The organism is Cnuibacter physcomitrellae (assembly GCF_014640535.1).
Taxonomy (GTDB): domain Bacteria; phylum Actinomycetota; class Actinomycetes; order Actinomycetales; family Microbacteriaceae; genus Cnuibacter; species Cnuibacter physcomitrellae.
Map to the genome: position 1 here is coordinate 3,383,196 of NZ_BMHD01000001.1, position 25,559 is coordinate 3,408,754.

27 protein-coding genes are annotated in these 25,559 nt (G+C 72.2%); 23 read left to right on the forward strand and 4 right to left on the reverse strand.

Annotated elements, in window-relative coordinates:
* Window positions 1-115: 115 nt before the first annotated feature.
* The 5 genes from IEX69_RS15845 (at window position 116) to IEX69_RS15865 (ending at window position 2,963) form a co-directional block, all read left to right on the forward strand.
* Complete coding sequence (locus IEX69_RS15845; RefSeq protein WP_085018516.1) at window positions 116-523, forward strand: hypothetical protein; 408 nt, start codon at window positions 116-118, stop codon at window positions 521-523.
* Between the two features lie 256 nt (window positions 524-779).
* The gene (locus IEX69_RS15850; RefSeq protein ID WP_157127083.1) at window positions 780-1,331 is read left to right on the forward strand and encodes an NADPH-dependent FMN reductase; all 552 of its coding nucleotides are present in this window, start codon (window positions 780-782) and stop codon (window positions 1,329-1,331) included.
* A 19-nt stretch (window positions 1,332-1,350) separates the two neighbouring features.
* A complete protein-coding gene (locus IEX69_RS15855; protein WP_085018517.1) occupies window positions 1,351-1,866 on the forward strand; it encodes a flavin reductase family protein in 516 nt (171 codons plus the stop codon).
* A 55-nt stretch (window positions 1,867-1,921) separates the two neighbouring features.
* Complete coding sequence (locus IEX69_RS15860) at window positions 1,922-2,218, forward strand: putative quinol monooxygenase (protein ID WP_085018519.1); 297 nt, start codon at window positions 1,922-1,924, stop codon at window positions 2,216-2,218.
* Window positions 2,219-2,309: 91 nt separating this feature from the next.
* Window positions 2,310-2,963, forward strand: a complete 654-nt coding sequence (locus IEX69_RS15865; RefSeq protein ID WP_085018521.1) for an HAD family hydrolase — start codon at window positions 2,310-2,312, stop codon at window positions 2,961-2,963.
* Between the two features lie 115 nt (window positions 2,964-3,078).
* Here the strand turns inward: IEX69_RS15865 and IEX69_RS15870 are convergent, their stop codons facing one another.
* Window positions 3,079-3,885: an SDR family oxidoreductase gene (locus IEX69_RS15870; RefSeq protein ID WP_085018523.1), complete on the reverse strand. Its 807-nt coding sequence runs from the start codon at window positions 3,883-3,885 to the stop codon at window positions 3,079-3,081.
* Between the two features lie 95 nt (window positions 3,886-3,980).
* Between IEX69_RS15870 and IEX69_RS15875 the strand changes: the two genes are divergently transcribed.
* The 14 genes from IEX69_RS15875 (at window position 3,981) to IEX69_RS15940 (ending at window position 18,707) form a co-directional block, all read left to right on the forward strand.
* Window positions 3,981-4,667, forward strand: coding sequence for a TetR/AcrR family transcriptional regulator (locus tag IEX69_RS15875; RefSeq protein WP_085018526.1), 687 nt, complete (start codon window positions 3,981-3,983; stop codon window positions 4,665-4,667).
* 171 nt (window positions 4,668-4,838) lie between these two features.
* Entirely contained in the window at window positions 4,839-5,693 is an 855-nt protein-coding gene (locus IEX69_RS15880) for a GntR family transcriptional regulator (protein WP_229756384.1), read from the forward strand.
* Window positions 5,623-6,690, forward strand: coding sequence for a BMP family lipoprotein (locus IEX69_RS15885; RefSeq protein ID WP_085018529.1), 1,068 nt, complete (start codon window positions 5,623-5,625; stop codon window positions 6,688-6,690). Before IEX69_RS15880 ends, IEX69_RS15885 begins: the two co-directional genes overlap by 71 nt.
* Window positions 6,691-6,711: 21 nt before the next feature.
* Window positions 6,712-8,289, forward strand: a complete 1,578-nt coding sequence (locus IEX69_RS15890; protein WP_085018531.1) for an ABC transporter ATP-binding protein — start codon at window positions 6,712-6,714, stop codon at window positions 8,287-8,289.
* Window positions 8,286-9,413: an ABC transporter permease gene (locus tag IEX69_RS15895; protein ID WP_229756385.1), complete on the forward strand. Its 1,128-nt coding sequence runs from the start codon at window positions 8,286-8,288 to the stop codon at window positions 9,411-9,413. Before IEX69_RS15890 ends, IEX69_RS15895 begins: the two co-directional genes overlap by 4 nt.
* Window positions 9,410-10,312, forward strand: a complete 903-nt coding sequence (locus IEX69_RS15900; protein WP_085018533.1) for an ABC transporter permease — start codon at window positions 9,410-9,412, stop codon at window positions 10,310-10,312. The genes IEX69_RS15895 and IEX69_RS15900 overlap by 4 nt, the downstream gene beginning before the upstream one ends.
* Before the next feature lie 5 nt (window positions 10,313-10,317).
* Window positions 10,318-10,914, forward strand: coding sequence for a cysteine hydrolase family protein (locus IEX69_RS15905; RefSeq protein WP_085018535.1), 597 nt, complete (start codon window positions 10,318-10,320; stop codon window positions 10,912-10,914).
* A complete protein-coding gene (locus tag IEX69_RS15910) occupies window positions 10,911-11,870 on the forward strand; it encodes a carbohydrate kinase family protein (protein ID WP_085018537.1) in 960 nt (319 codons plus the stop codon). The genes IEX69_RS15905 and IEX69_RS15910 overlap by 4 nt, the downstream gene beginning before the upstream one ends.
* Window positions 11,857-12,609 carry a nucleoside phosphorylase gene (locus tag IEX69_RS15915; RefSeq protein ID WP_085018539.1) on the forward strand — a complete coding sequence of 251 codons (753 nt, stop codon included), beginning with the start codon at window positions 11,857-11,859 and terminating at the stop codon, window positions 12,607-12,609. The genes IEX69_RS15910 and IEX69_RS15915 overlap by 14 nt, the downstream gene beginning before the upstream one ends.
* A gap of 22 nt (window positions 12,610-12,631) precedes the next feature.
* Window positions 12,632-13,420, forward strand: coding sequence for a sugar isomerase domain-containing protein (locus tag IEX69_RS15920; RefSeq protein WP_085018541.1), 789 nt, complete (start codon window positions 12,632-12,634; stop codon window positions 13,418-13,420).
* Window positions 13,417-14,868, forward strand: coding sequence for an aldehyde dehydrogenase family protein (locus IEX69_RS15925; RefSeq protein ID WP_085018543.1), 1,452 nt, complete (start codon window positions 13,417-13,419; stop codon window positions 14,866-14,868). The genes IEX69_RS15920 and IEX69_RS15925 overlap by 4 nt, the downstream gene beginning before the upstream one ends.
* An 85-nt stretch (window positions 14,869-14,953) precedes the next feature.
* The gene (locus tag IEX69_RS15930; protein ID WP_085018545.1) at window positions 14,954-16,408 is read left to right on the forward strand and encodes an aldehyde dehydrogenase family protein; all 1,455 of its coding nucleotides are present in this window, start codon (window positions 14,954-14,956) and stop codon (window positions 16,406-16,408) included.
* Window positions 16,405-17,532 (forward strand): CaiB/BaiF CoA transferase family protein, encoded by a 1,128-nt coding sequence (locus tag IEX69_RS15935; RefSeq protein ID WP_085018547.1) that lies wholly within the window; start codon window positions 16,405-16,407, stop codon window positions 17,530-17,532. Before IEX69_RS15930 ends, IEX69_RS15935 begins: the two co-directional genes overlap by 4 nt.
* The gene (locus tag IEX69_RS15940; RefSeq protein ID WP_085018549.1) at window positions 17,529-18,707 is read left to right on the forward strand and encodes an acyl-CoA dehydrogenase family protein; all 1,179 of its coding nucleotides are present in this window, start codon (window positions 17,529-17,531) and stop codon (window positions 18,705-18,707) included. The genes IEX69_RS15935 and IEX69_RS15940 overlap by 4 nt, the downstream gene beginning before the upstream one ends.
* A 13-nt stretch (window positions 18,708-18,720) precedes the next feature.
* Here the strand turns inward: IEX69_RS15940 and IEX69_RS15945 are convergent, their stop codons facing one another.
* Together IEX69_RS15945 and IEX69_RS15950 are read right to left on the reverse strand one after the other, a co-directional pair.
* Window positions 18,721-19,392, reverse strand: coding sequence for a DUF2510 domain-containing protein (locus tag IEX69_RS15945; protein ID WP_085018552.1), 672 nt, complete (start codon window positions 19,390-19,392; stop codon window positions 18,721-18,723).
* A gap of 65 nt (window positions 19,393-19,457) precedes the next feature.
* The gene (locus IEX69_RS15950) at window positions 19,458-20,198 is read right to left on the reverse strand and encodes a DUF2510 domain-containing protein (protein WP_085018554.1); all 741 of its coding nucleotides are present in this window, start codon (window positions 20,196-20,198) and stop codon (window positions 19,458-19,460) included.
* A 137-nt stretch (window positions 20,199-20,335) separates the two neighbouring features.
* Between IEX69_RS15950 and IEX69_RS15955 the strand changes: the two genes are divergently transcribed.
* The 4 genes from IEX69_RS15955 to mtnB are packed head-to-tail and all read left to right on the forward strand — an operon-like array spanning window position 20,336 to window position 24,045.
* Complete coding sequence (locus IEX69_RS15955) at window positions 20,336-21,406, forward strand: translation initiation factor eIF-2B alpha/beta/delta subunit family protein (protein ID WP_217348668.1); 1,071 nt, start codon at window positions 20,336-20,338, stop codon at window positions 21,404-21,406.
* The gene (locus IEX69_RS20975) at window positions 21,403-22,644 is read left to right on the forward strand and encodes a phosphotransferase (RefSeq protein ID WP_229756386.1); all 1,242 of its coding nucleotides are present in this window, start codon (window positions 21,403-21,405) and stop codon (window positions 22,642-22,644) included. Before IEX69_RS15955 ends, IEX69_RS20975 begins: the two co-directional genes overlap by 4 nt.
* 31 nt (window positions 22,645-22,675) lie before the next feature.
* Window positions 22,676-23,407: an acireductone synthase gene (mtnC, locus tag IEX69_RS15960; protein WP_229756387.1), complete on the forward strand. Its 732-nt coding sequence runs from the start codon at window positions 22,676-22,678 to the stop codon at window positions 23,405-23,407.
* The gene (gene mtnB / locus IEX69_RS15965) at window positions 23,404-24,045 is read left to right on the forward strand and encodes a methylthioribulose 1-phosphate dehydratase (RefSeq protein WP_229756388.1); all 642 of its coding nucleotides are present in this window, start codon (window positions 23,404-23,406) and stop codon (window positions 24,043-24,045) included. The genes mtnC and mtnB overlap by 4 nt, the downstream gene beginning before the upstream one ends.
* 120 nt (window positions 24,046-24,165) lie before the next feature.
* Here the strand turns inward: mtnB and IEX69_RS15970 are convergent, their stop codons facing one another.
* Window positions 24,166-25,551, reverse strand: a complete 1,386-nt coding sequence (locus IEX69_RS15970) for an alpha-hydroxy acid oxidase (RefSeq protein WP_085018557.1) — start codon at window positions 25,549-25,551, stop codon at window positions 24,166-24,168.
* Window positions 25,552-25,559 lie beyond the last annotated feature (8 nt).

A 25,559-nucleotide genomic window follows, 5' to 3' on the forward strand; every position in this document is an offset into this window, starting at 1 on the left:
CGCGCGCCCGCGTGAGGCGGCGGCGTCGATCTGTCAACCCGCGTGCCCCCATCCGGACGCCTCCCTACGGTCACGGTCAGGGGGAGTTCCCCCGTGGATCGGATGGAGACAGCTCATGGCCGCCAAGTGGATCGCCCGGATACTGGGGATCGTCGTCGCGTTGCTCGCGATCGCAGGACTGTTCGTCGAGGGGGACCACCTCGGCGGATTCGCCAACGTCGACCTCACGCTCGACATCGCCCGGATCGTCATCGCCGTCGCCCTGCTCTGGGTGGGCTTCGGACGGGTCACCCGGACGGCGCTCAGCACCGTGCTCGCCGTCGTCGGCGTCGTCTACGTGCTGATGGGGATCGTCGCCCTCTTCGACGCCGAGATGTTCGGGCTCCTGCCGACCGGGTTCACGGGGTTCGACATCGCGTTCCACATCGTCGCCGGGCTGGTGGCCCTCGTGGGCGCGTTCCTCCCCGCCGCGACGGAGCCGCGCACCGCCGCCGACGGACCCGCCGTGGCGACCGGTCGCTGACCCGGAGCCGTGACGGCGGAGGGCGGCTCGCGTCATCCGCCGTCACACTCGGGGGAGTTCACAACGGCGAAACAATCGCGGCGCATACTGGTGGGGCAACGTAAGCCGTTGCGGGCCCACCGGGCCACAAGATCTCGGTGGAGTGTGAGAGACGTCGACGTCTGCACGCGAGGCTCGCTCCATCCCCTTGGTCCTGTCCCGCGTCGCAGCGGAGCCGTCTCGCCTGTCCTGTCAACCGGTGAGATGTGAGAAGAAGATGACGCTGAAGGTCACAGTCGTCGTCGGCAACCCGAAGCCGCAGTCGCGCACGCTGAAGGTCGCCGAGACGCTCGTGGAGAAGCTGCTCGTTCCCGGCTCCTACGAGTGGGAGGTGATCGACCTCGCCGAGCACACGGACGAGATCTTCGCCTGGCCGTCCGAGAGGATGTCGGCCCTGAACGCGCGGGTCGCGGAGAGCGACCTCGCCGTGTTCGCGTCACCGACGTACAAGGCCACCTACACGGGCCTGCTGAAGGCGTTCCTCGACCGCTACCCGGCGAACGGGCTGGCGGGCGTGACGGCGATCCCCGTCCACACGGGCGGCGACCTGACCCACTCGATGGGCCCGACGGTCAACCTCGCCCCGCTGCTCGTCGAGCTCGGTGCGACCGTGCCCGGCCGCGGCTTCTACTTCGTCGCGAGCCAGATGGACCACCTCGACGAGATCGTCGAGACCGCCGCCGCCGAGTACGCGGCCAACCTGCGGCGCCTCGCGGCCGTCGCCGCCCACGTCAGCATCCCCACCGTCACCGCCATCCCGGTGGCGTAGGCACGAGAGGAGAACGATCATGACCGTCCTCGGCACCGACTTCGACCCGCGCGTCTTCCGCGACACGCTCGGCCACTACGCCTCCGGGATCACCATCATCACCGGGACCGACGAGGAGGGGCCCATCGGGTTCACCTGCCAGTCCTTCTACAGCGTCTCGATGGACCCGCCGCTGGTGTCGTTCAGCGTGATGACGAACTCGACCACGTATCCGCGCATCCGAGAGACCGGACGTTTCGCCGTGAACGTGCTGTCGCACGATCAGCACACGGTGTCGAACCAGTTCGCGAAGAAGGGCACCGACAAGTGGGCCGGCATCGACTGGCAGCCCACCCAGGCCGGCAATCCGGTGATCGCGGACACCCTGATGTGGCTGGACTGCGAGATCTGGGCCGAGCACGAGGCCGGCGACCACCAGATCGTCATCGGGCGCGTGAACGAGATCAGCCCGGCCGAGTGGCACCGCCACGAGCCGCTGCTGTTCTTCAAGGGGCGGTACCGCCACCTGCGCGACGCCGACGACCTCGCCAGCTGAGGCGGTGGGTGCTCCTGTGCTCGACGGCCGCCGCGGCGGGTCGTAGGGTGAGCGCATGAGCGTCATCTCCCTCCTCGACGTCCGCATCCGAGAAGACCGGCTGGCCGACGCGCCCGCCGTCGTGCACGACGTGCTCGCGGCGACGCGGGCCTTCGACGGCAACACGGGTGTGCAGGTCGCCCGTGATGCGACCGACGAGGCGCACTGGGTCATCGTCGAGCACTGGGCGTCGATCGAGCACGACGACGCGTACCGCGCCTGGCGCGCCACTCCGGAGGGTGCCTCCGCCCTGGGCGAGCTGCTCGCCGGAGCGCCGACGCTCACCCGCTCGGTGGTCGACGACTCCATCTGACCTCCGCGGATCCGGCGATCCCTTCGACCGTTCACCCCCCGGTCGAGGGTCGTTCACCGGATCGTTCACCGCCGATTCGTACCCTTCGGGGATGGTCGCCCCCGCCCTCCCTCCGCCGCGCCGGCTGTCCGGCACCATGGTGGTGTTCGGCTGGACCGGCACCCTGGTCGTCGACGCCGATCGGATGCGCGCGGCGCTCAACGTGGTGCTCGCGACGCGGGGGCTGCCCGCCCTCGGCGAGGCGGAGTTCGGCGCGCGCTTCAAGCTGCCGATGGCGACCGTGTTCTCCGATCTGGGGGTGCTCGAGGACGAGGCCGCGGACGCGGAGGCGGAATGGGGCGTCGAACTGGGTCGCGCGCACGCGCACCTGCGAGAGGGGGCGGCCGCGGTCCTCGACGATCTCGCATCGGCGGGATGCTGGCTCGGCGTGGTGTCGTCGGCGTCCGCGGCGGCCATCCGGTACGACCATCGCACCCTCCAGGTCCCGTCGGTGTTCCACTCGATCGTCCCCTCGGTCTCCGACCGATACGCCACGCTGATGGGACTCCGCCCGCACCGCGCCGAGGCGCTCTTCGTGGGCGACACCACCCAGGAGATGCGCAGCGCGTCGGCCGCGGGGTTCGTCGCCCTCGGCCTCGCCTCCGATCGGGGCGCCTCCGACGCGCTGCGCTGCGCCGGGGCGGCCGCGGTCATCCGTGACCTGGATGAGCTGGTCCCGCTGGTGGAGCGTCTCGCCGTCGCCTGAGGCGGACGCGGTCGCCCGCTTGCTCAAGCGAGCGCTCGCACGGGAGCGCCCGCACGCGCCCGCACGCGCCCGTGCGCTCGTCCGCTCAGCGGAAGAGGTCGGCGTGGTCGGCGACTCAGGTGCGGAAGGTGCGGGGTGACCGACCCGTGATGCGGGCGTACTCGTCGGAGAGGGTCGGATTCCCGCCGACCGCCTCGCGCCAGCCCTTGAGGATCTGCTGCACCCAGACGTCAGGCAGGTGCGCGGCCAGCGTCGCCGCCGACTCGGCCTCCGTCTGTTCGATGACCGAGAGGGGCCGGCCGAGGACCTCGCCGATCGTGGCGACCTGCTCCCGCAGGGTGAGCCGTTCCGGACCGGTGAGGATCGGCGCGGCTCCGAGGAGCGAGTCGCCGGTCAGGGCGATGACGGCCACGTCGGCGATGTCCTGGTCGTGGATCGGCGTCTGCAGCGCATCCGGATAGGGCAGAGGCACCGCCCCCTCGGCCTTGATGCTCCAGCTCCAGCGCGCCGCGTTGCTCGCGAACTCGCAGGGACGCAGGAAGGTGTGCGCCACGCCCGCCTCCAGGACGGCCCGCTCGGCACGGAGGATGCGGGATCCGTTGAAGTCGTCCGCCGCTCGGGGCGACGTCACCGCCGCCGAGGAGAGGAGGACGACGTGCTGCACCCCCGCCGCGGCGACCGTGGCGAGCAGCGCCTCCGGCTCGGGGAGGTCGGCGTAGAGGAACACGCGGTCGACCGAGTCCAGCGCATCGGAGAAGGAGGCCGGTTCGGCGGCGTCGGCGGCGAACGTGCGCACCGACCCGGGCAACGACAGCCTCTCGGGGGTGCGGCTGGTGGCCCGCACCTCCATGCCGCGGCCCTGCAGCCCCCGGAGGACTGCGCCCCCGATCGCTCCGCTCGCACCCATGACCAGGACCGACATCTCTTCCTCCACTGACTCGACTCACTCGGAACGAACATTGTTCGCGAACAGTGTTCGTCACGAACGTCCTTCGTGTCAAGTGCTAGCCTGACCGCATGGCCCAGCCCGCAGAGCCCGTGTCGCGGCGCAGCCGACCGTCGAAGGACCCGCTGTCGCGGCAGGCGATCGTCGGTGCGGCGCAGTCGCTGATCCGCGAACGCGGTGTCGACGCGGTCGCGCTCCGCCACGTCGCCGAGCGGGTCGAGACCGGTCCGGCCTCCCTGTACGCCTACTTCGGCAGCCGCGACATCCTGCTCGAACACGTGCTCGGTGCCGTCTATGCCGAGGTCGAGCTGGTCGACGCCGGAGGTGGCGAGCGCGGATGGCGCGAGGCGCTCGCCGGAACGGTCGGCAACACGATCGAGACCCTCGGGCGCTATCCCGGACTCGGGGCGGTCGCGCTGGGCTCCATCCCCACGCTGCCCGGCGCGCTCAGGCTCGCCGAGCACGAGCTCTCCCTCATGGAGGCGGGCGGCGTGCCCGAAGAGCGCGCCGCGCTCGCGGTCGACCTCCTCGCCCAGTTCGCCGCGTCGTCGGCGGTCGAGCGCGGCGTGCGGCGGGATCGCCCGCACGACGACGTCGAACGGCGCCGGGTCCGCACCGCCTACGAGGCGGCCGACGCCGACCTCTTCCCCCGGGTCGCCCGGGCGGCGGCGCTGCTCACGGGCCCCGACGACCGGTCCCGGCGCGACTTCGCTCTCCAGGCGATCATCACGGGGATCCAGGGCACTCGCCGCCCCTGACCGACCCTCGTCACCGCTCCCGACCGGGCTTCGTCGCGGCTCCGCCCGCGTTACGAGCATGTTTCCGCCTGTAAAAGCTCGATTTCCGGCAGCCCTTGACACGGCCGCGGTCGTTACAGTTCACTTGACCGGACAAGCGGTTGAGCAGACGACGGAGATCTCATCATGCGAGTGGAACTGAACCACGGGCGCGGAGCGCAGCCGCTCTATGTGCAGCTCGCCGACGCGATCGAGGCCTTCATCGGCTCGGAGCGCTTGAAGCCGGGCGACCTGCTCCCCAGCGAGACCGTCCTCGCCTCCGACAACCGGCTCAGCCGGGCGACGGTGATCAAGGCGTTCGACACGCTGATCGACCGGGGCGTCGTCACCCGCCGTCAGGGCAAGGGGACCTTCGTCAGCGCCCTCCCCATGGAGCGCCAGCTCCCGCAGCTCAACAGCTTCTCCGAGCACGTGCACGGCCTGGGCCTCACCCCCGGGAGCACGCTCCTGTCGTTCGAGCACCTGGCTCCCGGCGATCCCGACCGCCCCGTGTCCGCCTTCGATCGGGAGCCCCTCGGCCCGGACGACGGCGACGGCCAGCCGCTGGTCCTGGTCGAGCGGTTGAGGACGGTGGGGTCCGACCCCGTCGGCCTCCACCGGACGCTCGTGCCCGCCGACGTGGCCGAGCGGATCGGGCTCACCGAGCCGAACGCGGCGCGTCCGGACTTCTCGTTCTACGGCGCGCTCCGTCAGAACGGCATCTACCTCAGCTCCGGCGACGAGACGCTGCGCGCGATCAACGCGAGCGCGACCGACGCGGAGCTGCTGGGAGTGGAGGCGGGGACCGCTCTCATCGAGATCGTGCGCGCCTCGCGTGACACGGAGGGACGCCTCGTCGAGGTCGTCCGTGCCCGGTACCTCGGGACGCAGTACCTGTACCACATCGCATTCGCACCCACGACACCCGGAGAAGATCATGAAACGACGAATCGCACTGGCACTCGTACCGGTGGCGGCCTTGCTGACGCTGAGCGCCTGCGCCGGTGACGGCGGCTCCTCAGGAAGCACCGACTCGGCCGGCGGCGGGAGCGCAGCCCTGATCATCGCGCAGGGCGGTCTCGGCGACGAGTCGTACAACGACCTCGCCTACAAGGGCTTCCAGCAGGGCCTCGCCGACAACGGGATGCAGGGCTCTCCGATCGAGTCGGATGACGTCGTCGGCCAGGGCGAGCAGGTGCTGCGTCGCGCGGGCGACGAGGGCGTCGGGGTCGTGATCGACCTCGAGTACTCGCACGCCGAGATCCTGCCGAAGGTGGCGGCGGACTACCCCGACACTGACTGGGTGCTCGTCAACGCGGAGGCGAAGGGCGACAACGTCGCCTCGGTGCTCTTCCAGGAGCAGGAGGGGTCGTACCTCGCCGGCGCGCTCGCCGCGATGCAGACGGTCAACACCTCCGACCCGAAGATCAACGCCGACAAGGTGATCGGCTTCATCGGCGGTGCGCAGAGCGCCGGCATCGACAAGTTCGCGGTCGGCTACATCCAGGGTGCGCACGACGTCGACCCGGACGTGAAGGTGCTCACCGCCTACTCGAACGACTTCGGCGACCCCACCAAGGGCCAGCAGCTCGCCCAGTCGATGTACGAGCAGGGCGCCGACATCGTCTACGCGGTCGCCGGAGGCACCGGCACCGGTGTCATCCAGGCCGCGAAGGACGCGAACCGCTACGCGATCGGCGTCGACACCGACCAGGACGGGCTCGCCCAGGGCAACGTGCTCACGAGCATGCTGAAGCACACCGACGTCGCGATGGAGACCGTGCTCAAGGACTTCGCGGACGGCTCCTTCCCCGGCGGACAGACGCTCCAGCTCGGTCTCAAGGAGGACGGCGTCGGTCTCACCGACTTCCAGTACACGAAGGATGCGATCGGTCAGGCGACCATCGACAAGATCGCGGATCTGAAGCAGCAGATCATCGACGGGAAGATCCAGGTCTGGAACGTCGTCGACCAGGGATACCCCGACTTCTACTCGGGGAACTGACCCTCAGGGAGAACCCATTCCATGAATCCCACCACGGGAAGCACCCTCTCGGGGTCCGATGCGGCGGCCGCGCGCTGCCGCATCGGAGCCCGGATGGTGTGCAGGAGCTTCGGAGCGGTCCGGGCGAACGTCGACGTCGACCTGACCGTCAGGCCGGGCACGGTCCACGCGGTCGTCGGCGAGAACGGGGCGGGCAAGAGCACGCTCATGCGGATGCTCTACGGCCTCGATCGGCCCGACTCGGGCAGCATCGTGATCGACGACGCGGAGGTCGAGCTGTCGAGCCCGCGCGCGGCGATCGACCGCGGCATCGGACTCGTGCAGCAGGAGCTCGCGATCATCCCCGACCTCACCCTGCTCGAGAACCTCGTGCTGGGCGCCGAGCCCCGACGGGCCGGTCGGATCGACTGGAAGGCCGCCCGTGCGTCCGCGGACCAGCTGGCCGGCGAGGCGGGGGTCGACGTCGACTGGAGCGCCCGGGCGTCGGAGACGTCGATCGCGATCCAGCAGCAGATCGAGATCCTGCGCCTGGTCTACCGGGGAGCCGACGTGCTCATCCTCGACGAGCCCACCGCTGTGCTGGCGCCCGCCCAGGCCGACGAGCTCCTGCGTCTCATGGCGCGCCTGCGCGACGCCGGCCGGACCCTCCTCTTCATCAGCCACAAGCTCGACGAGGTCGTCGCCATCGCCGACGACGTGACCGTGCTCCGCGCCGGCCGTACGGTGGCTCAGCTGCCTCGCGCCGAGGTCGATCGCCCTGTGCTGGCCGGCCTCATCATCGGTGAGGGAGCGCTGCCGACCACGACCGTCCGCGAGCAGCAGGCCGGCGACGACGTCCTGACCGTCGCCGACCTCACCGCCCGCGACGACAAGGGCGTCCAGAAGCTCGCCGGACTGTCGTTCACCGTGCGCGCCGGTGAGATCCTCGGGGTCGCGGCGGTGGCCGGGAACGGCCAGGAGGAGCTCGCGGAGGCCCTGATCGGCATCCGCACGATCGAGGGCGGCTCGATCCGGGTCGGGGATCGGCGCGTCGACAGGCTGTCGCTCCGCCGGCGCCGACAGGCGGGCATGGCCTACGTGAGCGCGGACCGCAAGCACGAGGGCCTCGCCCTCTCGCTCTCGCTCGCCGACAACGCGATCGCCGGTCCCGGGATCAGCGGACTCGCCCGCTTCGGATTCTTCTCGCCGCGCCGCGTGCGCGAGCGCGTGCAGCAGGTGCTCGGCCTGGCCGCCGTGAAGTACGGCGGATCGGGTGATCCCGCCAGCTCGCTCTCGGGCGGGAACCAGCAGCGCGTCGTGCTCGGCCGGGAGACCATCGGCCGGCCCCGCGTGCTCGTCGCCAGCCAGCCGACCCGCGGCGTCGACCTGCGCGGCATCGCCTACATCCATGAGCTGCTCCTGCGCGCCCGCGCCGACGGCGCCGCCGTCGTGCTGTTCAGCGAGGAGATCGACGAGCTCCGCGAGCTCTCCGACCGCATCCTGGTGCTCCACCGGGGCGAGTCGTCGGGCACGCTGCCGCGCGGCGCCGGCCGTGCCGAGATCGGCGACCTCATGCTCGGCCACGGCGGAGCCCCGGAGTCGGGGGAGGTGCGGGCATGAGCGTCACCGCGACCCACACCGCGCCCGTCGAGCCGGAGCCGACCGACCCGGGCGCCGGCCGCATGACGCGCCTCCTCGAGGCGGTGCGCAACGTCGCCGTCCACGCCGGCGTGCCCGTCCTGCTCGCACTCGTCATCGGCGGCATCGTCCTCGCGGCCACCGGTGCCAACCCGTTCGCCGTCTACGGGCGGCTCGCGACCGAGGCCTTCGGCAGCCCGAGCCGGATCAACGCCACGCTCGCGGCGACGACCCCCATCCTGTTCACCGGCATCGCGGCCGCCTTCGCCTACCGCGCCGGCGCGTTCACCGTCGGCGTCGAGGGCAGCTTCGTGCTCGGCGGCCTCACCGCCTCCGTCATCGGCAGTCAGATGGGCGGCGTCCCCGGCCCGATCGCGATCGTCGTCACCCTCGCGGCCGCCGTGCTCGCGGGCGGCCTGGTCGCCCTCGTGCCGGCGCTGCTCCGGTCCCTCTGGAACGTCGACGAGGTCGTGACGACGCTGATGTTCAACTTCATCGTCGCGGGGCTCGCCGGATGGCTGGTGCAGTCGTTCTTCCTCGCTCCCGGCCAGGCGAACTCGTCCACCGAGTACGTCGCCGAGAGCGCCGAGCTGCCGCCCCTCGCGCCGCCCGGTCAGACCAACGTCGGCCTCATCGTGGCCCTCCTCGTGCTCGTCGGCTACTTCCTCTGGATGCGGTACACGACGATCGGCTACGAGTTCCGTGCCGTCGGCAGCGCGCCGCGCTTCTCCACCGCCCAGGGTCTCCGGGTGCGCACCGTCATCGCGACGGGGCTCATCGGCGCCGGACTCATCGGCGGACTCGGCGGCGGAGCCCACGCACTCGGCGTCGTCCACCGCTACTCGGAGGGCTTCTCCGCGAGCTTCGGCTTCACCGGCATCGCCATCGCGCTGCTGGCGCGCTTCAACCCGATCGGCATCCTCGTCGGCGCCATCCTGTTCGGCGCCCTCAACGCCGCGGGCGCGACCGTGCAGCTGTTCATCAACCTGCCCGTGCAGCTCATCGACATCCTCGAGGGGACGGTCATGATCTTCGCGGTCGCCACCTTCGTCCTGCCGCGGTTCCTCACCAGACGCCGCCGACTGCAGAGAGGCGGTGCGGCATGATCGACGCCATCCTCGCGTCCGCGCTGACGCTGTCCGTCCCCCTGGTGTTCGCCGCACTCGGCGGCGCCATCCACCGTCAGGCCGGCGTGGTGAACATCGGCCTCGAGGCGCACATGATCACCGGCGCCTTCATCGGGGCGCTGCTGAGCGGCTGGACCGGCAGCTGGATCGTCGGCACGATCGCCGGCGTGGTCGCGGGCGCCATCACGGGCGGCATCATGAGCCTGCTGATCACCCGCCTGCACGGGAACGAGATCATCGTCGGTCTCGGGTTCAACATCGTGACCTTCGGTGTGATCGGATACCTCCTCCGTTCGGTGTTCGGGGTCTCCGGCACGCTGCAGCCGGAGGGGCTCGAGCGGCTGCCCTCCCTCGTCATCCCCGGCGTCGCCGACGTCCCCGTGCTCGGGGCCATCGTCTCGGGCAAGGACCCCTTGTTCTGGCTCGCGATCCTCGCGGTGCCCGTGCTCGTCTGGCTGTTCGCGCACACCCGCTGGGGGCTCCGCCTGCGGGCGACCGGCGCGTCCGAGCCCGCCAGCGCGTCGCTGGGGCTCCGGACCGCGGGCATCCGGGACGGCGCGGGCATCATCGCCGGCGCCCTCGCGGCGCTCGGCGGCGTGGCGCTCAGCCTCGGGACGGTCGGGCTGTTCAACGAGAACATGACCGCCGGACGCGGCTACGTCGCGCTCGCCGCGTTCTACTTCGGCCGCTCGCGTCCGCTGCCCACCGCCCTGGCCTGTCTCCTGTTCGGGTTCTTCGACGCCCTGCAGATCCGCATCCAGACCTCCGGCGGCTTCTCCGCCGACATCGTCTCCACCCTCCCGTACGTCGCCGTCGTGGTCGTCCTGGCCATCACGGGCATCCGTCAGTACGCCCGCTCCTCACGAAAGATCGCCTGAGCACCATGTCCGACGAATCCGTCACCGCCGACCCGGGATCCGAGCCGCGCGTCCCCACCGCCCTCGTGCTCGTGGACCTCATCGCGTCGTTCTTCGACCCGGCCGAGGCGAACTTCTACCCCGCCGCCCCCGAGGTGCTGGACCCCATCCGGACGCTGCTCGAGGAGGCACGGAGCCGCGGAACGCTGGTCGTGCACGCCGTCGAGCGCCACCACCCGGGCCTCGAGGACTTCGAGTTCGCGAAGCTGCCCCGTCATCACGAGGCCGGCGCGAGCGATGCGGCCTACGTACCCGGGTTCGAGCCCGTCGCCTCGGGCCGTGAGGTCGAGGTGTTCAAGCGCCGCTACTCGGCCTTCTACGCCACCGACCTCGACCTGCTCCTGCGCGAGCAGGGCATCCGCCGGCTGATCATCGTCGGCGTCAAGACGAACGTGTGCATCCGCGCCACCGCCCAGGATGCGTTCGCCGGGGGCTTCGAGGTGTGGGTGCCCGCGGAGACCACGAACTCGAACCGACCGCACCTCGGGGCGGCGAGCCTGGAGGACATCGAGCGCTACTTCGGCGCGGTCCCCACGCTCGAGGAAGCGATCGCCTCGCTGTGAGCCCCACCACGTCCTCCGCCCTCGCGGTCGTCGGCTACGCCAGCCTCGACTCCGCGACGTCGACGACCCACTTCCGGGGTGTCGACGCCACGAGCATCCTCCGGCGGCCGCTGCGCTCCGACACCCCGTCGATCGGCGGCATCGCCCACCTGGTGGCCGCGGCCGCGGCGAACGGCGCCGAGGTGATGGCCGTGTCCTGGATCGGCCACGACCGGAACGGCGGGCTCTGGCGCTCCGCTCTCCTCGAGACCGGCGCCTCGGATGCGGGGCTCGCCGTGCACGGCGAGCGCAGTCCGAGCGCCACCATGCTCGAGATCGAGTCGGGCGGCACGATCTGCTTCTTCGATCCGGGCACGTGCCATCCCGAGAGGCTCGACGACGGGCAGGTCGCCGTGCTGCGCGCCGCAGGCACCGTGCTCCTCACCGTCGCGCCCCGCTCCCTCACCGAGCACGTCCTCGACGAGCTGCCGCCGGACGTCCGGCTCGTCTGGGCGGTCAAGCACGACGCCGATGCCTACGACGGCGCGCTCGTGCGGCGCCTGCTCGCCCGAGCGGACGCGGTCAGCTTCGCCCGGGGTGAGCGCCCGTTCCTCGAGGCGCAGGGCCCGCTGTCGTCGTCCGTGCGTCCCGGCACGGTGCTGCTGGAGACCCTGGGTGCGGAGGGCGTGCGATGGGAGGTCGCCGGGGAGGGCCGATCCGGTTCCCTCACCGTGGAACGGGTGAGCGCCGCCGACACCACGGGGGCGGGCGACACCTTCATCGGCACCGCCGCCGCCGACCTCGCCCGGCTGCCGAGCGACTCCGCGCTCACCGACGAGACGCTCGACGAGCTGGTCGCGCGAGCGTCGGCCGCCGCCCGCGACCTCCTCCTCTCACGCGCCACGACGCGCCCCCACGAACCCGCACCGCACGACGGTGCACCACAGAACGAAGGAGTCACCCATGCCGAGCGCTAACGCCTGGTACCTGCGCTGCGGCGCCGACGAGGTCGGCGAGTCGGCGGTCCTCGTCGGCGACCGGGGGCGTGTGCTGCTCGCGGCCGACATGCTCGAGGACGCCACGATCCTCAACGAGGACCGCGGGCTCACCACCGCCACCGGCACCCACGCCGGCCACCGCATCACCGTGTCGGCCTTCGGCATGGGAGCCCCCATCGCCGCGGTCGTGCTGCACGAGCTCGCGATGCTCGGCGTGAAGCGCTTCCTCCGTCTGGGTACTGCGATGACCGTGGGCGACACGGAGCTCGGCGAGTTCGTCGTGGCCCACGGCGCCGTCCGCAACGAGTCGACGTCGGCGTCGTACCTCCCGCTCGCGTTCCCGGCGGTACCCGACCTGCCGCTCACCGTCGACGTCGAGGCGGCCGTCTCCGCCTCCGGCGTCCCGCACCGCTCGGGGCTGTTCGCCACCTTCGACGGCTTCTACACCGAGATGTTCGAGACCGGATCCGGCACCGAGCCGGTCCAGGACCGCTACGCCTCCCTCGCCCGCGCGGGCGTCATCGCGACCGACATGGAGACCAGCGCCATCTTCGTGGCCGCCCGTGCTCTCGGGGTGTCCGCCGCGTCGCTGTGCCTGGCCAGCGTCTCGGGCCTCACCAACGACAAGATGCCGCACGACGAGCGCGTCGCCGCCGAGCGCGCGCTCCTCGAGACCGGCTTCGGCGCGCTCTCCGCCCACGCGCCGATCGCCGCCTGACCTTCCTCCCGAAAGGACCACCATGACCATCGCACAGGACTACTTCGACGACGTGATCGCCAAGATCGGCGCCGTCCGCGACACCCAGGCCGACCGGATCGAGGAGGCCGCGCGCATCTGCGCCGACAGCATCCAGGGTGACGGCCTCGTCTTCACGTTCGGCACGGGCCACGGCGGGTTCGCGGCGCTCGAGTCGTTCCCCCGCACCGGCGGCGTGACCGGCTTCCGACCGATCGTGGAGTCGTCGATCGCGCTCATGCACCACGTGCTGGGCGACCAGGGCACCGCCCAGTACCGCTTCATGCACACCCAGGAGGGCTACGGCAAGGCGATCCTGCGGTCGCACCAGATCAAGGAGGGCGACTCCCTCATCCTGTTCAGCCACTCCGGGATCAACGCCGTCATCCTCGACATGGCTGTGGAGTTCAAGGAGCGCGGGCTCAAGGTGATCGGCGTCACGAGCGTGCCGCACTCGTCCCAGGTCGCGAGCCGTCACTCGTCGGGCAAGCGCCTCTACGAGATCGCCGACGTGACGATCGACACGGGCATCCCGCTGGAGGACGCGTCGCAGTTCATCGACGGCCTGGAGTTCCCGGTCGGCCCCACGTCGACGTCCATCGCCGTGGCCGTGTCGCACGCGATCAACGCGTCGACGGCGGCCGAGCTGGTGTCGCGCGGCTACGAGCCGATGATCATGGTGAACACCAACTCGAACCGGACGAAGCTCGCCCACCAGCAGAACGACCGCAACTACGAGGAGCTGTGGCGACGACTCCGCGACCGCGACTTCTCGGCTCCGGTGGTGCGATGACCAGCCGCGGCCTCTACCTCGCCGGCGGATGGACGGACGCCCTCTCCGGCGAGCGGCTCGACGTCACCGACCCCGGCACCGGCGAGATCGTCGGCAGCACCGCGGCCGCAGGAGCCGCCGACGTCGACCGTGCGGTCGACGCCGCGCTCGCGGCGCAGCGTCTCTGGGCCGACACCCCGGCCGGGGAGCGCGCGGCGATCCTCCACGCCGCGGCCGATCGCATCGAGGCGCGGATCGAGGAGATCGCGCGACTGCTCACGCTCGAGCAGGGCAAGCCGCTCCCCGACAGCCGCAAGGAGATCGGGTTCGCGATCGAGGTCTTCCACTACTACGCCGAGGAGGGCAAGCGGGTGCCCGGCGCGCTGCGCCCGACGCAGCGACGCGACATCCGCTCGATCGTGCAGTGGGCGCCCGTCGGCGTCGTCGGCGCGGTCGTGCCGTGGAACTACCCGGTCGACCTCTACGCCTGGAAGGTGGGTCCGGCGCTCGCCGCCGGCGACGCGATCATCGTGAAGCCGCCGCTCGAGTCGCCGCTGGCGATCGGCGTCGTCGTGGAGTGCTTCCACGACGCCGGGCTCCCGGCGGGCCTGCTGTCCGACCTGCCCGGCGGACTCGAGGCGGGGGAGCGGATCTCGTCGCACCCGCGGATCGCGATGGTCACCGCGACCGCGTCGACCGCGACCGGGCAGGCGATCATGCGCTCCGCCGCGGGCACCATGAAGCGGCTCTCGCTGGAGCTCGGCGGTCAGAGCCCGTTCATCGTGCTCGACGACGCCGACGTGCCCGCCGCGGCCGCTGCGGCCGCCCGTCGGTCCTTCTCCAACGCCGGGCAGATCTGCATCGCCGTGAACCGCATCCTCGTCGCCGACCCGATCGCCGACGAGTTCGTGGCGGCGGTGTCGGCGGAGGCGGAGCGCATCCGGATCGGTCACGGCCTCGACCCCGCGACCACCGGCGGCCCGGCCACGACGGAGGCGGTGCTCGGCAAGGCCGAACGCCACATCGCGGATGCGGTGGATCGCGGCGCGGTGGTCACCACGGGAGGTCACCGTCTCCGCGACGGCGACCTCGCGCGAGGCCACTACTTCGCGCCCGCCGTCGTCGACCGCGTGCCGCTGGACGCGCTCGCCATGACCGAGGAGACCTTCGGCCCGGTCGTCGCCGTGCACCGCTACGCCGCCGACCTCGACGTCGACGGGCTGGCCGACCTGGCCAACGACAACGCGGCGGGGCTGGCCGCCTACGTCTTCGGTGGCGACCTCGATCGCGCCTGGGGCCTGGCGGAGCGGCTCGAGGTGGGCGGCGTCGGGGTCAACATCAACGACATCACCGAGCTGCAGGCGCCGTTCGGCGGATGGAAGATGTCGGGCTTCGGGCGCGAGCTCGGACCGGAGGGGCTCACCGCCTTCATGCAGCAGCGCCACATCCGGATGCTGCGCCGCTACTGAGCGTGCGCTGTCGCGTCAGCGTGACGGCACGGCACGGCGACAGGATGGGCCCGCGAGGGACGAGAACCAGGAAGGACGAGGATCGATGACCGCGACGGTCGACCTCCACCACCGCATCGGCGGCCGCTGGACCGACGGCTCAGGCGAGCCGGTGGAGAGCTGGAGCCCCGCGCACCCCGATCGGCTCGTCGCCGCCGGGCGCGCGGCGGGCGATGACGAACTGGACGCGGCGGTCGAGGCGGCGCGTCAGGCGGCGTCGGGCTGGGCGAGGACGCCCGCGGCGAGTCGCGGCGCGTTCCTGCGCGAGGCCGGCCGCCTGCTGTCCGCACGCGCGGACGGGCTCGGCGCCGAACTGGCCGAGGAGGAGGGGAAGACCCTCGCGGAGGGCATCGGCGAGGTCCGTCGCGCGGCGCAGATCCTCGACTACGTCTCCGGCGTCGGCGACCGCGTGGCCGGCACCGTGCATCACTCGCCGCGCCCGGGCGAGCGGATCCTCGTGACGCGGCGACCGCTCGGCGTCATCGCGGCGATCACGCCGTTCAACTTCCCGATCGCCATCCCCGCCTGGAAGATCGCGCCCGCGCTCGCCCACGGCAACACCGTGGTGTGGAAGCCCGCGGATCCGGTGCCGCTCCTCGCGCTGCGGCTGGCGGAGGCGCTCGTCGAGGCGGGCCTGCCCGACGGGGTCCTCAACCTGCTGATCGGCGGTCCCGACCTCGGGAGGGCGATGGTCGCGCATCCGGGGATCGACGGCATCACGTTCACGGGATCGACCGCGGTCGGCCGGAGCATCGCCTCCGCCGCGGCTGCGCGCGGCGTGCCGGTGCAGGCGGAGCTCGGGGGCAAGAACGCCGCCGTGGTGCTGGCCGACGTCGACCTCGACCTCGCGGTGGACCAGGTCGCCGCGGGCGCCTTCAACTCCAGCGGGCAGAAGTGCACCGCGACCTCGCGGATCATCGTGGACGAGTCGGTCGCCGACGAGTTCCTCGCTCGTCTGGTCGCGCGCGCGGACGCCCTGGTCGTCGGGGATCCGCTCGATCCCGCGACCCAGGTCGGCCCGGTCATCTCGGGCCGCGCGCGCGAGTCGATGCTCGGTGCCGTCGCCGCGGCGAGCGCATCCGGGGTCACCCGGCTCACCTCCCGCGAGCCCGCACTCGGCGCGGCGGGCGACGGGCACTTCGTCGCCCCGACCGTGCTGGACTGCACCGGCACCGACGCGGCGGTCTGGGACGACGAGCTGTTCGGTCCCATCGTCGGCGTGAAGCGCGTGAGCGGAGCGGCGGAGGCGTTCGCCGAGGCGAACCGGGGCGAGTTCGGCCTGACCGCCGCCGTGTTCACCCGTGACCTCGGCACCGCCCTCGAGGCGATCGAGGCCATCGACACCGGCATCCTGCACGTCAACTCGGAGTCGGCCGGCGCCGATCCGCACGTGCCGTTCGGCGGCGCCAAGGGCAGCGGGCTGGGCCCGAAGGAGCAGGGCGAGGCGGCCCAGGACTTCTTCACGCACACCACCACGGTCTACCTGCGGGGCGGGTCGTGAGCGGTCCGCTGGCGGGCCTCGTCGTCGCCGACTTCACCCGGGTGCTCGCCGGACCGTACGCCACGATGATGCTCGCCGACATGGGAGCCGAGGTGGTCAAGGTGGAGAGGCTCGGCGTCGGCGATGAGACCCGCGCCTGGACGCCGCCCGTCGGCCCCACCGGCCTCTCGACGTACTTCGGCTCGGTCAACCGCAACAAGCGGAGCATCGCGGTCGATCTCGCCGACCCGGCGGACCGGGCCGTGGTGACCGACCTCGTCGCGCACGCCGACGTCGTGATCGAGAACTTCCGTCCGGGCACGATGGACCGGCACGGGCTAGGGCCCGCCGACGTCGAGACCCTCAACCCCCGCGCCGTCTACTGCTCGATCAGCGGCTTCGGCTCCGGTCCGGGCGCGGAGCTCCCCGGCTTCGACCTGCTCGTCCAGGCGATGGGCGGGCTCATGAGCATCACCGGTGCGGATGCGCAGCATCCGACCAAGGTCGGCGTCGCGCTCGTCGACGTGGTGACCGGACTCCACGCGCTGTCCGGCATCCTGGCCGCGCTGCACGTGCGCGAGACCACGGGGCGCGGCCAGCGGATCGAGGTCGATCTGCTGTCGAGCCTGCTGTCCTCCCTCACGAACCAGGCCGGCGCCCACCTCGAGGCGGGCCGGGTGCCCCAGGCCCTCGGGAACCAGCACCCGAGCATCGCGCCGTACGAGACCTACTCGGCCGCCGACCGCGACATCGCGATCGCGGTCGGGACCGACGCGCAGTTCGCGCAGCTCGCCGCCGACCTGGGCCTCCCGCAGCTCGCCGGGGACGAGCGCTTCGCGACCAACTCCGCCCGGGTGGCCCACCGCGCCGAGCTGAACGCGCGGCTCGCCCCCGCCTTCGCGGCGCGGACGGCGGACGAGTGGACGGAGCGCCTCGGCGCGCGTGGCGTGCCCGCCGGCCCCATCAACTCGGTGCCCGACGCCTTCGCCCTGGCCGAGAGGCTGGGCCTCGACCCCGTCGTGGAGCTGGCGGGGAGCCGCAGCGTCGCCAACCCCATCCGCTTCAGCGCCACCCCCGTCGAGTACGTCTCGCCGCCGCCGACCCTTCCCGACCGTTCTGCCACCACCTGGAGAGACCTCACATGACCCACGAGACCGGGCGCGACGCCCTCCGAGACGTGTTCGACTTCGACGCCCTGCTGTCCGAGGAGGAGCGCGGGTGGCAGGACCGCGCCCGCGAGTTCGCCCGCACCCGCATCGCGCCCACGATCGAGGAGGACTTCGAGGCCAAGCGGTTCCGGGCCGAGCTGATCCCCGAGCTCGGCGCCGCCGGGTTCCTCGGCATGCACATCCGCGGCTACGGATGCGCGGGGGCGAGCGCGGTGAGCTATGGCGCCGTCTGCGCCGAGTTCGAGGCCGTCGACAGCGGATGGCGCACCTTCGTCTCGGTGCAGGGATCCCTGGCGATGAGCGCCATCGCGAAGTTCGGTTCCGAGGAGCAGAAGGACAGGTGGCTGCCGGGCATGGCCGCCGGCGAGACGGTGGGCTGCTTCGCCCTCACCGAGCCCGACGGCGGCAGCGACCCCGGTGCGATGACGACGACGGCCCGTCGTGAGGGCGACGAGTGGGTCATCGACGGCGCGAAGCGCTGGATCGGGCTCGCCAGCGTCGCCGACGTCGCCGTCGTCTGGGCCCGCACGGAGGACGGGATCGGCGGCTTCCTCGTCCCCACCGACACCGCCGGGTTCACCGCGACGCCCATCGACGGCAAGCTCGCCATGCGCGCCTCCATCCAGTGCGACATCGCGCTCGACGGCGTCCGCGTGCCCGACTCGGCGCGCCTGCCCGGGGCCACCACCCTGCGCGGGCCGTTCTCCTGCCTCAACGAGGCCCGCTACGGGATCATCTGGGGCGCGATGGGAGCCGCGCGCAGCTGCCTCGAGATCGCGCTCGAGCGTGCACGTGCTCGCACGGTGTTCGGCAAGTCGATCGGAGCGTTCCAGCTGACCCAGGAGAAGCTCGCGACCATGCTCCTGGAGTACGAGAAGGGCATGCTCCTCGCGCTCGCGATCGGCCGCTCGAAGGATGCGGGCACGCTGTCCCCGACGCAGATCAGCGTCGGGAAGCTCAACAACGTCCGCGAGGCGATCGAGATCGCCCGCACTACCCGCAGCATCCTGGGGGGCGACGGCGTGACGAACGAGTTCCCCGTGATGCGGCACATGGCCAACCTCGAGGCGGTGCGCACCTACGAGGGCACGGACGAGATCCACACCCTCATCCTCGGGCGCGCGCTCACCGGCGTCTCCGCCTTCGCGTGAGCGCCGTCCCGGGTCAGCGGTAGGTGCTGGGCAGGGGGACCGCGATCACGGTCGCGACGACGAACACGATCGTGACGATGAGGCCGAGCGCGAGCATCCCGATGGCGACCCACATCGGTGCGATGCCCCTGCCGGAGCGGCGGCGGGCCACCACGGAGCGCCCGATGGCGTAGACCGGCGCCGGGATGAAGGCGAACGCCCAGTGGAACGGGCGGACGAAGCCCCGCATCCTCAGCATGCGGTAGTCGAGCCAGGCGAACAGCACCGTGAGGCCCCAGATCACCCAGCCGAGCAGCTGCGAGACCACGTTCGCCGGGCCGAGTGTCGACATCCCGAACCGGGTCGTGGTGCCGTACTGCGTGGAGGTCATGATGCTCTCCATCTGCCCCATCGTCTCCCGGAACACCCACGGCAGGAGGGCGTACGACAGCAGCGGGAGCAGGACGATCAGCCAGATCCACGGCGTGTAGACGGGCGTGCCGGGAGCGATCTTCGCGTTCGGGTCGAGGCCGGCGCCGCCCTGGAACGCCGGGGCGCTCGGCCACTGCCGGTTGTCGGTCCACCGCGCGCCGTCCCACCAGCGCTGCATGCCAGACCCCGCCGGGTCGGGGTACCACCCCGCGGGAGGCGTCGCCCCGCTGCCCTGTGCCCCGTCGTTCTGCGCGCCGTAGCCGCTGTCGCTCATCCGGATCCCCCTCGTGTCCTCGTGCAGCGCACCCGCGCCGACACGAGACTACCGACCCGGCGCCGTCACCGGATCTGGGAGAGCACGGTCGACACGATCGAACCCACCACGAGGATCCCGATGCTCACCCACATCGGGGCGATCCCGCGACCGGAGGGCCGGCGTGCGACGACCGAGCGCCCGATCGCGTAGACGGGGGCCGGGATGATCGCCCACCCCCATCCGAACGGACGAACGAACCCGCGGGACAGGAGCACGCGGTGGTCGAGCCAGGCCAGCACGATGCCTGCGAGCCAGGCCACGGTCCCCGAGACCGCCGCGGTGAGACCGAGGGGATCGGCGGGCAGCACGAGCCTCAGGCCGGTCTCGGCGGGCAGCGGGACGGTCGAGTAGGGCCCGCCCGGAACCCAGGGCCTGAGCGCCAACGACAGCAGGGGGAGGAGGGTCACGATCCAGATGTACGGGGTGTAGACCGGCGTGCCCGCGGGAACACTCGGCAGGGACACCTCCCCGGGGCCGGCGCCCGGGCCGGCGGGCCCAGGGGGCGCCGCCGACGATCGGACGTGCGACGTCCACCTCGAGCCGTCCCACCAGCGCTGTCGATCGGTCGCGGGATCCGGCGCCTCCGGGTCGACGTACCATCCCGCCGGGACCACGCCGCCGGTGCCCGTGTAGCTGCCCGTCGCGGTGTAGCTGCCCGTCGCCGTGCGGCGGGCGGGCGGCGCCTCGCCGTCCGCCCGCGGCGCCTCGGTCGGCGGAGGCGTGCCGCCGCCCGCTCCCGGATCCTGCCTGCTCTCGTCGATCATCCGCTCCCCCCACGAGTGCTCGCCCGCCCACTCTACGGCTGCCCGGCCGCAGAGCCGTCGCGCACGTCCCGATGTCGCGGGGAGTCACACGGGGGAGGAGGCGAGGGTGCACCCGGTAGCCTGGAGACGAGACCCGCATGACCATGACACACCGCCTCCAGACCCCGGCCTCCGCCCGACGAGCACCCCTCCTCGACGACTCCGTGAGAGTGGTCGACGGCGCGGTGCTGATCCTCGACCGCCGGGTCTTCCCGCGTTCGGTCGAGTGGGTCGCCGCGGTCGACGCGGAGGAGGTGGCCGCCGCCATCGCGGGCATGGTCACGCAGAGCTCGGGGCCGCTGTACGCGGCCTACGCCGCGATGGAGCTCACCGCGCTGCAGGTCGCCGACCTCGACCTCGACGCGGCGGGCCGGCGGATGCGGCGGGCCGCCGAGGTGGTCGCCACCGCGCGGCCGACCAACGGGCATCCGCGCGAGGCCGTCGAGCACGTCCTCGCCGCGATCGACGAGGCCGCGTCCACCCCGCAGCTCGTGGAGGCCGCGGTCGAGGCGGCACGCGACGGCTCCGACCTCTACCGCCGCCGCAGCCGGCTGCTCGGCGACGCGACGGTCGCGCTGCTCGACGACGGTGCACGCATCCTCACGCACTGCTGGATGGACACCTACCTCGTCGAGACCGTGCGTGCTGCCGAGGCCGTCGGGAAGTCGTTCGAGTGGGTCGCCACCGAGACGCGGCCCTACCTGCAGGGCGCCCGGCTCACCTCGCACACGCTCGCCGAGATGGGGCAGCCCGTCACCCTCATCACGGACGGGATGGGCGCCGCGGCCATGGCGCCGGGATCCGGCCTGGGGCCGATCGACGCGCTCGTGACCGCCGCCGACCGCGTCAGCCTCGACGGGAGCGTCGTGAACAAGGTCGGGACGCTCGGTCTCGCGGTCGCCGCCTCCGCCTTCGGGGTCCCGTTCTACGCCCTCGTGCAGGCCCCGGATGCCGGTGCACCCACCGCCGACGACATCGTCGTCGAGGAGCGGGACGGCGACGAGGTGCTCGCCGTGGGCGGCGTGCGCACCGCATCCGACCTCGTCACCCGCGGGTGGTATCCCGCCTTCGACGTCACCCCCGCGCGGTTCGTCACGAGGATCGTGACCGACCGCGGGGCCTTCCCCGCCGACCGGGTGGCCGACTACCACAGGAAGCAGCAGGCATGAGCGCCGACTACCCCCTCCTCGACGACCGCGACGACGTGGTGGAGTACCTCGTCCGGACGGGCGGCCTCTCGCGCGTGGCCGACGAGCCCGGCCAGGTCGAGGTCGTCGACGTGACGGCGGGCAACATGAACCGCGTCTTCCTCGCGCGGGGACCCCTCGGCAGCATCGCGCTCAAGCAGGCGCCGCCGTTCGTGCAGTCGATCGGGCCGGAGTGGCCGATCGATCCCTCGCGGATCGCCGCCGAGGCCGCGACGTACGCGCTGCTCGCGGAGCGGGTGCCCGACTCGATCCCGGAGATCGTCGGGTTCGACGACGAGCTGCACGTGCTGCTGATGGAGGACCTCAGCGACCTCGCCGTGCTGCGCGATGCGCTCGCGGCCGAGCACGAGCCCGACGGCCGCGCCCTCGACCACGCCGATGTCGGCGCGGTGGTGGGCGGGTTCGTCGGCGCGCTCGCCGCCGCCACCACGCGGGAGGCGCTGGGCGAGGAGGCGTTCGCCGAGCTGTCCGCGCAGACGGGCGACGAGGGTCTCATGCAGATCACGCGCGACTTCTTGCTCGGCTACCCCCTGCGCGAGCACGAGACCAACCGCTGGGAGCCGGCCCTCGACGAGCGCGTGCGCGCGCTGCGCGCCTCGACCGCCGTCGCCGACGCGGTGGAAGGCGTCCGAGGGCGGTTCGAGACCGCGTCGGAGGCGCTCATCCACGGCGACCTCCACACCGGATCGGTGATGGTCGGGTTCCGCGACGGCGGCCAGGTCGTGAAGGTGTTCGACCCCGAGTTCGCGTTCGTCGGTCCGATCGGCATGGACCTCGGCCTGTTCTGGGCCGGGGTCGAGGTGGCGGTCGCCGCCGCCTTCGCCGCGGGCGACGACGCGCTGGCCCTGCGCCGCTGGGAGGCGATCCCGGCGAGCCTGGCCGCGTTCACTGCCTCAGCCGGACTCGACCCCGCGCGCGTCGACGCCATCCTCGACGACGCCTGGCGCTTCGCGGGCATCGAGATGGTGCGGCGGATCGCCGGCTTCTCGCACGCGTCCGACCTCGACGGCGTGCTCCCCGAAGGTCCGCGCGCGGCGGCCTCGGCGGCCGTCCTCGATGCGGCGGCGGCGCACATCGTCACCGGCCGGGGCCTTGCCTCGGCCGAGTCGCTCCGTCCCGTCGACCCCTCTTCCCCGCTGTCCGTGCCGTCGCCTGCGGCGCCCGGCGGCGCTGTCGGCGACGGCGCCGCATCCGCCTGACCACCGCCCCGCGATCCCTCCGGAGGAACCCGTGAACGACACCCCCGACCCCCTGCTGGTCCACGCCAAGGTCCTCGTGGTCGACCTCGAGGGCACCACGAGCGCCGCCGGCTTCATCCTCGGCGACCTCTACGACTACGCCCGCCCGCGCCTGGCCGCCTGGATCGACGGCCACGCCGACGACCCGGCCATCGCCGAGGCGCGCCGCCAGGTGATCGCGGACGCCCACCTCGCCTCCGACGCCTCGACCGACGAGATCGTCGCGGTGCTGCACGAGTGGATGGAGCGCGACGTCAAGGCCACGCCGCTCAAGACCATCCAGGGGCAGATCTGGGCCGAGGGCTTCGACCGCGGAGAGGTCACGTCGCACTTCTTCGACGACGTCGTCCCGCGTCTGCGCCGCTGGCACGACGCCGGCGTCGGGCTCGCCGTGTTCTCGTCGGGCTCGGTCGCCTCGCAGGTGCCGTGGTTCAAGCACTCGCCGTCGGGCGACCTCACCCCGCTCGTCACCGACTTCTTCGACACGGTGAAGGCGGGGCCGAAGAAGGAGGCCGCGTCGTACGAGACGATCGCGTCGGCGCTCGGCGTCGACGCCGGCGACCTCGTGTTCTTCACCGACAACCCCGGCGAGGTCTCGGCCGCGCAGGAGGCCGGCTGGCAGGTCGTCGCGTTCTCCCGCGAGGGCGAGCCCTTCTTCGAGGCCGACTTCGGCACCGCCTCCGTCGTCGCGTCGTTCGACGACGTCGAGGTGGTCGCTCCGTGACGCTCCCGTTCTCGCCGTCCGTCCTCGACTCGGTCGGCACCGCGCTCGCCGCGGAGTCGGCTCGCTTCGCCGCCCGGGGATGGATGCCGGGCACCGCGGGCAACCTGTCGGTGACCCTCGGCCGCGATCCGCTGCGGCTGGCCGTGACGGCGTCGGGTCTCGACAAGGGTGAGCTCACCGCATCCGACATCGTCATCGTCGACGACGCGGGGGAGGGTGTGGTCGGCGAAGGCGGCTCGGAGCAGCGTCCCTCCGCCGAGGCGGGACTCCACGCGCGCATCGCCGCGGTCACCGGTGCGGGCGCCGCCATCCACGTGCACGCGCTCGCCGCGGTGCGTGCCGGACACCAGTGGCCCGGCGGGGTGGTGCTGCACGACCTCGAGATGCTGAAGGGCCTCGGCCACCGCGCGCACGGCGAGCGGGTCGTCATCCCCGTCGTGCCCAACGGACAGGACATGCGGGTCCTGGGCGACGCGTTCGAGCGCCAGTACGTCCGTCCGACGGCGTCCGTGGCGGAGGTGCCGGCGCTCATCGTCGCCGACCACGGCATCTACGCCTGGGGCGCCGACCTGCGCCAGGCGCGCTGGCACCTCGAGCTCACCGAGGCCCTCCTGCAGATCGCCCTCTCCCGCGCCTGACCCCGCCCGCGCACCCGCGCACGCCCGCCGTAGTCCTGGTTTCGCGGCCCGTTTGGCGTCTCGCTAGGTCACTGACCCCGCGAAACGCCAAACAGGCCGCGAAACCACGTGGGATGGGTGCTACGCGTCGAGGGTGGCGGGGGTGGCGGCCTCGTCCTTCGAGACGGGCTTCGCCGGCGCCTTCGCCGCGGGCTTGGGCGCCGAAGGCGCCGCCGAGCGGGCGGCCTTGCGCGCGGCGGGGGCGGCCTCCGCGGCCTGCGCCGCCGCGGGGGCGACGGCGCGGGGGATGAGGCGCTCGAGCTGGGTGACGTGGCCCGGGTTCAGCTCCTCGAGGGCGTTCACGCCCAGCAGGCGCATGGTGCGGGTGATCTGCTCGCCGAGGATGGCGATCATCCGGTCGACGCCCTCGCGGCCGCCCGCCATGAGGCCGTAGAGGTACGCGCGGCCGACCAGGGTGAAGCGGGCGCCCAGTGCGACCGAGGCGACGATGTCGGCACCCGACATGATTCCGGTGTCGAGGTGGATCTCCATGTCCTTCCCGTACTCGCGGGCCACGTCGGGCAGCAGGTGGAACGGGATCGGGGCTCGGTCGAGCTGACGGCCGCCGTGGTTGGAGAGCGTGATGCCGTCGACGCCGACCTCGGCCAGGCGCCGCGCGTCGTCCATGCTCTGCACGCCCTTGACGACGACCTTGCCCGGCCACTGGTCGCGGATCCACTCGAGGTCCTCGAAGGTGACCGTCGGGTCGAACATCGAGTCGAGCAGCTCGCCCACGGTGCCGGACCAGCGGTCGAGCGAGGCGAAGGAGAGCGGCTCGGTGGTGAGGAAGTTGATCCACCACTCGGGTCGCGGGATCGCGTTGACGACCGTGCCGACCGACAGCTGCGGCGGGATGGAGAAGCCGTTCCGCTTGTCGCGCAGCCGGGCACCGGCGACGGGCACATCGACGGTGACGAGGAGGGTGTCGAAGCCCGCCTTGGCCGCACGCTCGACCAGGGCCATCGAGCGGTCGCGATCCTTCCACATGTAGAGCTGGAACCAGTTGCGGCCGTTCGGGTTCGCCGCCTTGACGTCCTCGATGGCGGTGGTCCCCATCGTGGACAGCGAGAACGGGATGCCGGCCGCACCCGCGGCGCCGGCGCCGGCGATCTCGCCCTCGGTCTGCATCATGCGCGTGAACCCCGTGGGGGCGATGCCGAACGGGAGGGAGACGGGTGCGCCCAGCACGTCCCATCCGGTGGTCACCGTCGAGACGTCGCGGAGGATCGAGGGGGTGAACTGGATGTCCTCGAACGCCTGGCGCGCGCGGGCCAGCGAGAGCTCGGCCTCGGCGGCGCCCTCCGTGTAGTCGAACGCCGCCTTCGGGGTGCGGCGGCGGGCGATCCTCTGCAGGTCGTAGACCGTGAGCGCGGAGTCGAGGCGGCGCTTCTTCGCGTTCAGCTGCGGCTTCTTGAACTGCATCAGCGGCGCGAGATCGCGCACCTTGGGGATGCGGCGCTGGACCATGGGTGCTT